The sequence below is a fragment of the Jannaschia sp. R86511 genome, from assembly GCF_042466345.1.
Classification (GTDB): Bacteria; Actinomycetota; Actinomycetes; order Actinomycetales; family JBBAYJ01; genus Aquipuribacter.
In genome coordinates, this window is sequence record NZ_JAXHCD010000001.1 from 1065736 (window position 1) to 1076918 (window position 11183).

The 11183-nt window shown below is 75.5% G+C and carries 11 protein-coding genes and 1 tRNA gene; 9 read left to right on the plus strand and 3 right to left on the minus strand.

Annotation, left to right across the window (positions count from 1 at the left end; all coding sequences use genetic code 11):
• The first annotated feature begins 4 nt into the window (after positions 1-4).
• From SJY06_RS05250 to SJY06_RS05265, 4 genes are read left to right on the plus strand one after another with little or no spacing between them, the layout of a single operon-like run.
• On the plus strand, positions 5-946 hold the full coding sequence (locus SJY06_RS05250) for an ABC transporter permease (RefSeq protein ID WP_380165340.1): 942 nt from the start codon (positions 5-7) through the stop codon (positions 944-946).
• Positions 943-1812: an ABC transporter permease gene (locus SJY06_RS05255; protein ID WP_380165342.1), complete on the plus strand. Its 870-nt coding sequence runs from the start codon at positions 943-945 to the stop codon at positions 1810-1812. The genes SJY06_RS05250 and SJY06_RS05255 overlap by 4 nt, the downstream gene beginning before the upstream one ends.
• Entirely contained in the window at positions 1812-2852 is a 1041-nt protein-coding gene (locus SJY06_RS05260; RefSeq protein WP_380165344.1) for an ABC transporter ATP-binding protein, read from the plus strand. Before SJY06_RS05255 ends, SJY06_RS05260 begins: the two co-directional genes overlap by 1 nt.
• Positions 2845-3942 carry an ABC transporter ATP-binding protein gene (locus tag SJY06_RS05265; protein ID WP_380165346.1) on the plus strand — a complete coding sequence of 366 codons (1098 nt, stop codon included), beginning with the start codon at positions 2845-2847 and terminating at the stop codon, positions 3940-3942. The genes SJY06_RS05260 and SJY06_RS05265 overlap by 8 nt, the downstream gene beginning before the upstream one ends.
• Here the strand turns inward: SJY06_RS05265 and SJY06_RS05270 are convergent.
• Positions 3932-5518 carry a hypothetical protein gene (locus SJY06_RS05270; protein WP_380165348.1) on the minus strand — a complete coding sequence of 529 codons (1587 nt, stop codon included), beginning with the start codon at positions 5516-5518 and terminating at the stop codon, positions 3932-3934. The genes SJY06_RS05265 and SJY06_RS05270 overlap by 11 nt on opposite strands.
• Entirely contained in the window at positions 5494-6261 is a 768-nt protein-coding gene (locus SJY06_RS05275) for an ABC transporter ATP-binding protein (protein ID WP_380165350.1), read from the minus strand. Before SJY06_RS05275 ends, SJY06_RS05270 begins: the two co-directional genes overlap by 25 nt.
• Positions 6262-6357: 96 nt before the next feature.
• On the opposite strand from SJY06_RS05275, the gene SJY06_RS05280 reads away from it, so the two are divergent.
• Both SJY06_RS05280 and SJY06_RS05285 read left to right on the plus strand, forming a co-directional pair.
• On the plus strand, positions 6358-8334 hold the full coding sequence (locus tag SJY06_RS05280; protein WP_380165352.1) for a protein kinase: 1977 nt from the start codon (positions 6358-6360) through the stop codon (positions 8332-8334).
• A gap of 142 nt (positions 8335-8476) precedes the next feature.
• Complete coding sequence (locus SJY06_RS05285) at positions 8477-8950, plus strand: pyridoxamine 5'-phosphate oxidase family protein (protein ID WP_380165354.1); 474 nt, start codon at positions 8477-8479, stop codon at positions 8948-8950.
• Positions 8951-8992: 42 nt separating this feature from the next.
• Here the strand turns inward: SJY06_RS05285 and SJY06_RS05290 are convergent, their stop codons facing one another.
• Entirely contained in the window at positions 8993-9331 is a 339-nt protein-coding gene (locus tag SJY06_RS05290) for a hypothetical protein (RefSeq protein WP_380165356.1), read from the minus strand.
• A gap of 60 nt (positions 9332-9391) precedes the next feature.
• On the opposite strand from SJY06_RS05290, the gene SJY06_RS05295 reads away from it, so the two are divergent.
• The 3 genes from SJY06_RS05295 to SJY06_RS05305 all read left to right on the plus strand — a co-directional run bounded on the left by SJY06_RS05295 (position 9392) and on the right by SJY06_RS05305 (position 10976).
• Positions 9392-9464, plus strand: a tRNA-Thr gene (locus SJY06_RS05295).
• Between the two features lie 101 nt (positions 9465-9565).
• Positions 9566-10138 carry a hypothetical protein gene (locus SJY06_RS05300; RefSeq protein WP_380165358.1) on the plus strand — a complete coding sequence of 191 codons (573 nt, stop codon included), beginning with the start codon at positions 9566-9568 and terminating at the stop codon, positions 10136-10138.
• Positions 10139-10460: 322 nt separating this feature from the next.
• Complete coding sequence (locus tag SJY06_RS05305; protein ID WP_380165360.1) at positions 10461-10976, plus strand: hypothetical protein; 516 nt, start codon at positions 10461-10463, stop codon at positions 10974-10976.
• Positions 10977-11183: the final 207 nt, after the last annotated feature.

Sequence of the window (11183 nt, forward strand, 5' to 3'; positions counted from 1 at the left end):
CGACGTGAAGACCTACATCGCCTCCCGGCTGGCGCAGGCCGGTGTGGTGCTGGCCGGGGTGGCGGTGCTGGTCTTCTCGCTGATGCAGCTCGTGCCGGGCGACCCGGTGCGGATCGCGCTGGGCACCCGCTACACCGACGAGGCCGGGGCGGCGCTGCGCGAGCGGGCCGGCCTGGACCAGCCGGTGCTGGTGCAGTTCTTCACGTGGGCGGGCTCGGCACTCACCGGCGACCTGGGGGTCAGCTTCCGTTCCGGCGAGCCGGTGACGGCCCTGATCGTCGAGCGGCTGCCCGCCACCCTGAGCCTGGCGGTCGTGTCGATCCTGGTCGCGCTGCTCATCGCCGTCCCGCTGGGCACGATCTCGGCGCTGCGCCCCCGCAGCGCCGTCGACGGGGTGGCGACGGTGTTCAGCCAGGCCGGCATCAGCATCCCCGACTTCTGGATGGGCATCATGCTCATCGTCTTCGTCGCCCCGCTGCTGGCCCTGCCCACCGGCGGCTACACGCCGCTGACCGAGGACCCCGGGGCCTGGGCCCGGTCGGTGGTGCTGCCGGCCGTCACGGTCGGGGTGACCAGCGGCAGCATCCTCACCCGGTTCGTCCGCTCCGCCCTGCTGGAGGCGGCCGACGCCGAGCACGTGCGCACGGCCCGGTCCAAGGGCCTGGCCCGACCGGCCGTGCTGGGCTGGCACGTCATGCGCAACGCCCTGCTGCCGTTCGTCACCGTGGTCGGCGTCCAGCTGGCCTACCTGCTGTCCGGGGTGGTCGTCGTGGAGATCGTGTTTAGCTACCCGGGGCTCGGCGAGCTCGCCCTGCAGGCGGTGCAGGCCCGCGACTTCCCGCTGCTGCAGGGCGCGGTGCTGCTGTTCGCGCTGGTGTTCCTGCTCATCAACCTGCTGGTGGACCTGTCCTACGCCGCGCTCGACCCCCGGGTGGGTACCCGGTGAGCGGCCTGGCGCGGGCCCGGCGCACCCTGGGCCTGGTGGCCCGCCGGCCCGGCGGGGCGTTCGGGCTGCTGGTCATCGGGCTGGTGGTGCTGCTGGCGCTGGTGGACGACTGGCTGGTGCCGGGCGGGCCCAACCAGGTGTCGGTGCCCGACCGGCTGCTGGCCCCGTCGGCGCAGCACCCGATGGGCACCGACCAGCTGGGCCGCGACGTGCTCGAGCGCGTCGTCCTGGGGGCCTCGACCAGCCTGCAGGTCGGTTTCGTCGCCGTCGGGATCGCGCTGGTGGCGGGCGTGCTCGTCGGGCTGCTGGCCGGCTACTACCGCGGGCCGCTGGACGCGGTGCTGATGCGGTCGATGGACGTGCTGTTCGCGTTCCCCGCGATCCTCATGGCCATCGCCGTGCTGGCCCTGCTGGGCCCGGGCACCCGCAACGCCATGATCGCCATCGGCATCGTCTACATCCCCATCTTCGCCCGGGTCACCCGGGCCGCGGTGCTGTCGGTGAGCGAGGAGGTCTACGTCCGGGCCTCGCGCTCGGTAGGGGCGCCGGACGCGCGGATCCTGTTCAGCCACGTGCTGCCCAACGCGGCGCCGTCGATCATCGTGCAGACCTCGGTCAGCCTGGCCTTCGCGATCCTGTCCGAGGCGGCGCTGAGCTTCCTGGGCCTGGGTACGCAGCCGCCCAACTCCTCGTGGGGGTACATGCTGTCCGACGGGCGCGGGTTCCTGGAGCAGGCCTGGTGGATGGCGTTCTTCCCGGGCTTCGCGATCTTCCTGACCGTGCTGGCGTTCAACCTGCTCGGTGACGCGCTGCGCGACGTGCTCAACCCGCGTCGCCGCTCGCTGATGACGGCGGGGGGTGCGTGATGGCCCCGGCGGCCGGCCCGGCCCTGCAGGTGCGCGACCTGCACGTGTCGTTCCCCACCTCGCGCGGCCCGGCGCGGGTGGTCCGGGGCCTGGACCTGGCCGTGGACCCGGGCGAGACGCTCGCCGTGGTCGGCGAGTCCGGCTCCGGCAAGAGCGTGAGCATGCTGGCCGTGCTGGGCCTGCTGCCCGCCTCGGCCACCGTGACGGGCTCGGCCACGCTGGCCGGGCGCGAGGTGCTGGGCGCGAGCGAGCAGGACCTGCGGTCGCTGCGCGGACCCGGCGTGGGCATGGTGTTCCAGGACCCGATGGTCTCGCTCAACCCCGTCCTCACCGTCCGGCGCCAGCTGCTGGAGGGCCTGCGCGCCCACGCCGGGCGCGACGGCGCCCGCCGCGGCAAGGACGCGCTGCTGGCCCGGGCCCGGCAGCTGCTGGACGAGGTCGGCCTGCCCGACCCCGACCGGGCGCTGCGCGCCTACCCCCACCAGCTGTCGGGCGGTCAGCGCCAGCGCGTCATGATCGCCATCGCGCTGGCGCACGACCCGGCGGTCCTGGTGGCCGACGAGGCCACCACCGCCCTCGACGTCACGGTGCAGGCGCAGATCCTCGGGCTGGTCCGCCGGCTGCAGGACGAGCACGGCACGGCCGTGGTCTGGATCACCCACGACCTGGGCGTGGTCGCCGGCATCGCCGACCGGGTGGCCGTCATGTACAGCGGGCGCGTGGTCGAGACCGGCACCACCGACGCGTTGTTCGCGGCGCCGACGCACCCGTACACCCGGGGCCTGCTGGCCTCGCTGCCCGACATCGACGACCCGGCCACCGGCGCCGCCCGGGACGACCTGACGGCCATGCCGGGGCTGCCGCCCGACCCGGTGGACCCGCCCGCGGGGTGCGCGTTCGCGCCGCGCTGCCCCGTGGCCCACCCGGACTGCGTCGGGCAGCCGCAGCAGCTGCGCGAGGTCGCCCCCGGCCACGAGGCCGCGACCCGCTGCCCGGTCCCCGCCAAGACCCCCGAGCCGCAGGAGGTGGCCCGTGGCTGAGCCCGCGAGCACCGCAGGACCGGGTGGCACAGCAGGACCCGGTGGCCCCGCAGCGCCGGGTGGCACCGCAGGACCCGCCGGCGCGGGCCAGGACGACGCTGTCCTGGTCCGCGTCCGCGACCTGCAGGTCCACTTCGGCTCGGCCAAGCGGCCGGTGCGCGCCGTCGACGGCGTCGACCTCGACGTGCGCCGCGGCGAGACGCTGGGCCTGGTGGGGGAGTCGGGGTGCGGCAAGTCCACGCTCGGCAACGCCGTCCTGCGCCTGGTCGAGCCGACCGGGGGGACGGTCGAGCTGGACGGTACCGAGCTGACCGGCCTGGGTCGACGCCGGCTGCGGGCGGTGCGCCGCCGGGCCGTCATGGTGTTCCAGGACCCGTACGCCAGCCTCGACCCCCGCCGCAGCATCGGCGACGCGGTGGCCGAGCCCCTCGTGGTGCACCGGCTGCACGGCGACGCGGCGTCCCGGCGCCGGCGTGTGGGTGAGCTGCTGGAGCTGGTGGGCCTGCCGGCCGACGCGGCCGGCCGCTACCCGCACGAGTTCTCGGGCGGGCAGCGCCAGCGGGTGGGCATCGCCCGGGCCCTGGCCGGGGAGCCCGACCTGATCGTGGCCGACGAGGCGGTCGCCAGCCTGGACGTGTCGATCCAGGCGCAGGTGCTGAACCTGCTGCGCGGGCTGCAGCGCGACCTGGGCCTGACCCTGCTGTTCGTCAGCCACGACCTGGCCGCGGTGCGTCACGTCAGCGACCGGATCGCCGTCATGTACCTGGGCCGCGTGGTGGAGGTCGGCCCCGCCCAGCAGGTCACCAGCGACCCGCAGCACCCCTACACCAGGGCGCTGCTGTCGGCCGTGCCGCGGCCGGACCCGGCCGCCGAACGACGCCGGGAGCCCGTCCTGCTCAGCGGCGACGTCCCCAGCCCGACCGACGTCCCGTCCGGCTGCCGGTTCCGGACCCGCTGCCCGAGCGCGTTCGACGCGTGCTCGCAGGTGGACCCGTCCCTGCTGGACGTCGGGCCTGGGCACCAGGCGGCCTGCCTGCTGCACGTGCACGAGCCCGGCGGCGACGGCCGAGCCGCTGACGTCAGCGGCTGAGCCGCGCCAGCAGCTCGGGTCCGCGCCGGTCCATCAGGTCGCCGCCCACCCGCACCCCGACGGCCAACACGGCCGTGCCGTACCCGGCCCCGACGACGACCAGCGCCCAGCCCACGGCGGGGACGAACCACGCCCACACGGCCAGGCCGAGCAGGGGCGCGAGCAGCGGCACCAGCGCCAGCACGGCCAGGCCCTGCTGGACCAGGGCGGCGGTGCTGGAGCCGGGGTTGCCGGCGAACGGGTTGGCCCCCGGCGGGGGCACCGGGAACGGCAGCGCCACCGACGACACGGCCGCGACCCCGTTGCCCACCAGCAGGATCCCCACCGACAGCCCCACGGTGGCCGGCGCGAGCTCCGGCCGCCCCGCGACCACGGGACCGAGGACCGCGACCACCAGGGTGGCCGGCAGGCCCCAGGCCAGCAGGGCCAGCACCCGGGCGCTGCGGTCGTCCCGGCCGCGCGCGGCCGAGGCCAGCGTGGTCCACAGCGCGCTGCCGTCGTAGGCGAGCTCGTTGAGCATCGTGAAGGACAGCAGCAGCGCCAGCGCGGGCCCGGCGGCCAGGGAGACCCCGGTGGAGGCGTCGGTCAGCACGGGCAGCAGCACGAGCAGCCCGACCACCACGGGCAGGGCGATGACGGAGACGACGTACCGGGAGTCGCGGACCCAGTAGCGCAGGCAGCGCTGCAGCAGGGCCCCCCGAGGGGTGTCGGGCAGCAGGGAGCGCGACGGCGGGGCGGCCGCCGTGCGTCGGGACGTGGCGCGGGCCCGGCCCCGGCCGCCGGTGGGCCGCAGCCGCGACCGCAGGGCCCGGACGTACAGCCACCACAGGCCGGCCAGGGTGGCCACGGCGACGAGCGTGCGACCGCCCAGCACCGCCCAGCGGCCCTCGGCCGCGGCCCACGGCATGGCCCACACCGCCCCCAGCGGGGTCCAGGCCAGCACCTGCACCGCGGCGTCGACGGCCCCGGTCTGCAGCCGCTCGCCCAGCCCGGCCAGGGCGGGACCGCTCAGCCCCAGCAGCGACATGACGAGCACCCCGACGCCCACGCTGACCTCGCGGCCGCGCCGACCGGCCAGCACCGACGCCACGGACGTCAGCGCCGCCCGCGAGCCCAGCAGGCAGGTGGCCGTCGCCAGCACCGCGGCCACGAGCCCGACGAGCACCGACACCACCGGCAGCGGGCCACGGGCGAACGTGACCGCCAGGGCGGTCGTGGCCAGCAGCGTTCCCACGGCGAACGGCCCGACGGACGACGCGACGAGCAGGCCCGCGGCCAGGGTGCGCGGGGCCAGCGGCAGCAGCGCGAACCGGACGGGGTCGTTCATGACGTCGTCCGCGCTGGTCAGGACGGGCAGGGCGGCCCAGGCGACGACCGCCAGCGACCCGAACACCGTGACCACGGCCCCGGCCAGGTCGAGCCCGGTGAACCGGAGCCCGACCAGCGCGACGGCCGCGCCGGCGGCCACGAGGGCCGCGAACAGCACCCCCAGGACGAGCAGGACGACTTTCTCGGTCCCGCCCTCGGCCTGGTTGCGCAGCAGCGTCAGCCTCAGTCGGACGAGGACGCCAACCACGTCAGACCACCCCCCAGCTCACGCGAGCCGCCCGACAGGGCGACGAAGCGCTCCTCCAGGGTGCCGTCGCCGCGCACCTCGTCCACGGTGCCGGCCGCCACGACCCGACCGGCCACGATGACGGCCACGTGGTCGCAGAGCTGCTCGACCAGGGCCATGACGTGGCTGGACACCACCACGGTCCCGCCCCCGGCGGTGAACCGGGCGAGCAGGGCCCGGATGGTCGTGCCGGAGACCGGGTCGACGGCCTCGAACGGCTCGTCGAGCACCAGCACCCGCGGTCCGTGGACCAGGGCGCAGGCCAGGCCGACCTTCTTCTTCATGCCGGCGGAGTAGTCGACGACCAGCGTCCGGTCGACATCGGGCAGGTCGAGCACGTCCAGCAGCTCGGCCGCCCGCTCCGCGGCCTGGGCCCGGGGCAGCCCGTGCAGGCGGCCGGTGTACTCGACGAGCTCGGGGCCGCTGAGCCGGTCCATGGTGGCCAGCCCGTCGGGCAGCACCCCCAGCACGCGGTGCGCGCGACGCACGTCGGCCCAGACGTCCTGCCCGTCCACGGTCACCACGCCGGAGTCGGGACGCAGCAGGCCCGTGGCCATCGACAGCGTCGTCGTCTTTCCCGCGCCGTTGGGCCCCACCAGCCCGAACAGCGAGCCCGTGGGCACGGTCAGGTCCAGGTGGTCGACGGCCAGCGTGGCCCCGTAACGCTTGGTCAGCCCTTGGCAGGACAGCGCCCCCGACATCATGGTCCCGACGGTAACGGCACCGTCGGCGGGTGGTCGTGCGGCGTCCTCCGGACGGCCCACGCCGTACCGTTGCGGGGTGGACGGGCGGAGGTGGCGATGAACGGGACGCAACGCGTCGGCCCGTACCGCCTGCTGCGCGTCATCGGCGAGGGCGGCATGGGGGTCGTCCACCTCGGCCTGGCCCCGGACGACCGGGCGGTCGCGGTCAAGGTGGTCCGCCCGCACGTGGCCGCCGACCCGCAGACCCGCGACCGGCTGGCCCGGGAGGTGCGGTCGCTGACCAAGGTCCGCCACCACCGGGTCGCGGAGGTGCTGGACGCCGACTTCGACGCCGAGCTGCCCTATGTCGTCATGCGGTACGTGCCGGGCGAGGCGCTGGACGCCGTGGTGCGCCGCGACGGCCCGCTCACCGGGGCGGACCTGCACGAGATGTGCGTCGGGCTGTTCGAGGCGGTCTCGGCCATCCACTCCGTCGGGGTGGTCCACCGTGACCTCAAGCCCGGCAACGTGCTGGTGCTGGACGGCTCCCCGGTGGTCATCGACTTCGGCATCGCCCGGGCGCTGGACGACGTGTCGCTGACCTCGACGGGTCTGATGGTCGGCACCCCCGGCTACCTGTCGCCGGAGGTCCTGGACGGCACCGACGTGGGCAACGCGGCCGACTGGTGGGGCTGGGGTGCGGTCGTCGCGTTCGCCGCCACGGGCCGGCCGCCGTTCCGCAACGGCCCGATGGAGGCGGTGTGGGACCGGGTGCGGCGCGGGGCGGCCGACCTCGACGGGCTGCAGCCCGACCTGGCCCGGGTGCTGGCCGCGACGCTGCGTCCGGACCCCGCCGCCCGGCCCTCGCCCGCGGACCTGGCCGACGCCGTCGCGGGCCTGACCGGTCGCCGCCCGCAGCTGGCGGCCGCGCCCGGTGGCGTCGGCGCGGTCGCGGGCTCGGGCACCGGCATCGCCGAGGGGGTCGTCGCCGGGGCGGCCGCCGGGGTGCCCGCGCTCCGACCGGACCCGGCCCGGTCGGACCCGACGAGGCAGTCCGCGCGTCCGGACCCGACGACCCAGGCGCCGCGTCCGGACCCGACGACCCAGGCCCCGCGGCCCGACCCGACGACGCAGGCCCCGCGCCCGGACGCGGCGCCGGCCCCCGACCCGACGACGCAGCAGCCGCGACCCGACCCGACCCGGCCGGAGCGGCGCCCCGCGGCCGGGCCGCAGCCGGGGCGGCCGGCGCAGGCGCCCGCCACCCGCGTCATCGAGCGTCCGCCGCCGCCCGCGCCCGTGCGTCGGGCAGACCCCGGCCCGGTGGCCGCGCCGGCCGCGGACGTGGCCCGCACCGCCGTGCAGCCCGCCGTGCAGCCCGCAGTGCAGCCGTCCGTCGGTTCCGCGCCGCAGCCGTACCGGGACGCCCCCGCGGCGGTGCTCCCGGGGTCCTCGGCCGTCGCCGTGCCAGGCTCCGGCCCGGCCGACGGTCGTCCGCCCGCGCAGCCGAGCCGGGGTTACGGCGACGCGCCCGTCCCGCGGCTGCCGCGACGCCACGGCATGACCCTGCTCGGGCTGCTGGTGGTGGTGGCCGTCGCGGCTGTGACCCCGCTGGGGGCCGCGGTGCTCGGCCTGCTCTGGGTGACGCTGGCCCGGGCCGTGCAGTGGTCGCGGGTGGCGGCGGCGCGGACCCGGTGGCGCGAGGGCCGGCTCGGCGCGGGGGCCCGCACCGGGCTGACCCTGATGTACCCCGTCCGCCTCGTCGGGTCGCTGCTGGCCAGCAGCGGGTACCTGGCGGTCGGGGCGCTGGTGGTCTCGCCGCTGCTGCTCCTGGCGGCGGCCGTCCTGCTGCGCGACGGGCCCTGGGACAACTGGGCCGTGGTCCGGGCGACGCTGACCGACCCGCCCGTGCTGACCGCGGCCGTCGCGGTGGGGGCGGTCGTGGCGTGGTACGGCCCCGGCGGCGCCGCCGTGCGCGAGGGCTCCCGGGCCCTGACCGAGCCGGTCGCCCGCAGCCGCAACGGCCGGCTGGTGCTCGCCGGGCTGGCGGGCCTGGTGGTGGTCGCGGCCGTGCTCGTGGTGACGGCCGGCCTCTGAGGTGCGGCCGGGCGTTCTGAGGTGCGGTCGGCCCGGTGTTCTGAGGCGCCCGGCCGTCGTCCGGGGCGCCCGGTCGGCCCGGTGCGCACGCCGGGGGCTGCGGCGAGAGGCGGCACCGGCCCGCCGGTGACAGCGTGGGGTCATGACGACCGACACCGAGCGCACCCTCTCCGACGTCCTCGACGGCCTCAACATCGCCATGGTGGCCACCGCCGACAGCAGCGGCACCTGGCGGGCCCGGCCGTTGTCGCTGGCCGACCAGACCCGCGACGTGCTGTCGTTCCTGGTCAGCGAGCACGCGGACTGGGTCGCCGCGCTCGACCTGTCCGGCTCGCCCACCACGGTGACGTTCGCCGACCCGGCCAAGAACACCTACGTCGCCGTGCAGGGCACCGCCCGGGTGATGGACGACCGGCACCGCATCGCCGAGCTGTGGAACCCCGGCGCCGCCGCCTACTTCGACGGGGCGGACGACCCGCAGGTGCGCCTGCTCGAGGTGTCGGTGGCCCACGGCGAGTACTGGGACGGCCCGCACGGCCGGGTCGGCGCGCTGCTCCAGCTGGCCGCCAAGGCGCTGGGCAAGGAGACGGGCGACCAGGGCGACGTCGTCGTCTGACAGGCCTCCACCCGCGCCGGGCCCTGGTCCGGTGCGGGAGGCTCAGCGCGGGTTGTACAGCAGCGCGAGGGTGGTGCCTGCGGCGAGCACCAGCAGCAGCACCCCGAGCCGGCCCGGCCGGGCCGGGCGGTGGCGCAGCGCGGCCGGGACCACCGACAGCCACAGCCCCAGCGGCACCAGCCACCAGCCCCAGAACCCGTGCTCCTCCCAGGGCCAGTGCGAGACCTCGCCGGTCTCGACCACCTGCGGCAGCAGCGCGAGGACGGACCCGACGGGCACGACCACGGCGAGCAGGACGACCCACGCGACCAGCAGGCGTCGTCGACCCGCCCCGACGGGGCCGGGGGACGGCTGTGCCGTCGTGCCTCGACGCTGGGTCACGCGGGCATCATCCCCCAGGTCGGGGGCTGGCACACTGTTCCGGCCGGGCTCCCCGGTACGGCTGGCGTGGCGCAATTGGTAGCGCACCCGACTTGTAATCGGGCGGTTGCGGGTTCGAGTCCCGCCGCCAGCTCCCCTCTGACCTGCAGGTTTGTCCCCGGCGGCCGCCGGCCCGCTCCGGGTGAGAGCACAAATTGACGGCAACGGTCCCTCGTCCGGGGCATGATCCCGCTCGTGTCCAGCAGCAGTGGGGCCTCGAGCTGGCGGCAGGACTTCGCCTTCGAACCCACGCAGGAGCCGCTGCACCCGCATGACGGCACCGTGGTCTGCCAGGCCATCCTGAACCGCCTGCGACCGCACCTGGTTCGAGCCGAGGTGGACGCGTACAGCGACTACACGCGAGACGCTCCGCCCGAGGTCCTCGACGTCGAGACGTGGCTCACCGACCTCGGCCGCACACAGACTCGGGGACGTCAGGACCCGGGGATGGCTGTGGTGCTCGACCTCCTGGACGTCGAGCACTGGCAGGCGCTCCTCGTCTACGGTGCCTGGTCGATCAACGCCGAGCTCTGGGGCCCCGACTCCCGCGACTTCGGCACGTTCCACGACGGCTCGGACTCGATCGTCGTGGCCCTCACCGACGCAGACGTCCGTGCCCTCGCCGAACCGCTGCAGACCCACGGCAGCTTCATCAGCATGAAGGAGCTCGACGCCAAGAGGCTCGTCGACAAGCAGGCACGACGCGCCAGCCGTAGAGCCCGAAGGGCGGCCATCGTGCGCGCCATGTTCCGCCGCCCCCGGGCCTAGCGGGCCCAGCGCCGTCCCGCACGTCGTCCAGGGAATCGTCCAGATGCCGGTGCGGCGTAGGCCTCTTCGAGCACCATGGCTTCCATGCGGTCGAGGCCACCTGTGGACGACACGGCGGGACACACCCGCGGGCCAGAGGCGGCGGCGCTCAGCGCAGCCTCACGGTCTACGGGTCCCCGCCCCTGCCTGGCTGCCCGGGATGGTGACGGTGCACCCTGACGACCCGGGAGCCGACCTCCGTCCTCAGCGGACGAGTCGGTACGTCCGTCCGTCACCGTCCCCGGCGCAGGTCCGGCGGCGCGATGCCTTCGCCACGGTCGTCATGGTCGGTGGTCTGCTGACGGGCCTGTTGGGCCTGGCATCCATCCCTCTGTTCTTCATGATGGCCAACTCGATGAGCAGCCCGGAGACAGGTTCTGTCATCGGGCTGACCGTCGATGAGGAGGGCCGGGTGACCGCTGCGGTGGCGGTGTGCGAAGGCGAAGCCGACATGCTCGATCTGGCGGAATGGTCGGAGAGCCAGAAGGTCGGCGACCGGACGGGCGAGTGGCCCATCAGTGCCGACGGAGGCCTGCGGCTGGTCCAGCTGTCGGAGGACGGGTCCGTCGGCCGAGCAGAGCAGCTCGGCATCGGCCTGGACCAGGGGGCCATCTTGAGCTCCTACTCGTCGACCCGGTGGGGGAGTGACGCCCTGGTCTTCTTCGGGGCCGACCTGCAGGCTCTCCGCGAGGGCCAGGTGTGGTTGAGGGGGACGCCTGGAAGTGAGCAGCAGAGGGAGGAGGAGCTGATCCCGGTCGACAGCTTCCGCATGGTCGCCTGCGAGCTGGGCGCGCCCTGACCGGAGACCCCGGCCGGGGGCGACAGAGAAGCTCCGCGGCCCAGGCTGCGTCGGTCGAGCTGGGGTGATGTCGAACCGCCCGGCTGAATGTGATGATCACGGGGCCACGGCTGCTGCTTCGCTGCCACGCTGGCTGGATGTCCTCAACCGGTGTCGACAGACGTCGTCGCCTCGCCGTGGGGACCGTGGCGGGCCCGCTCGATGGTC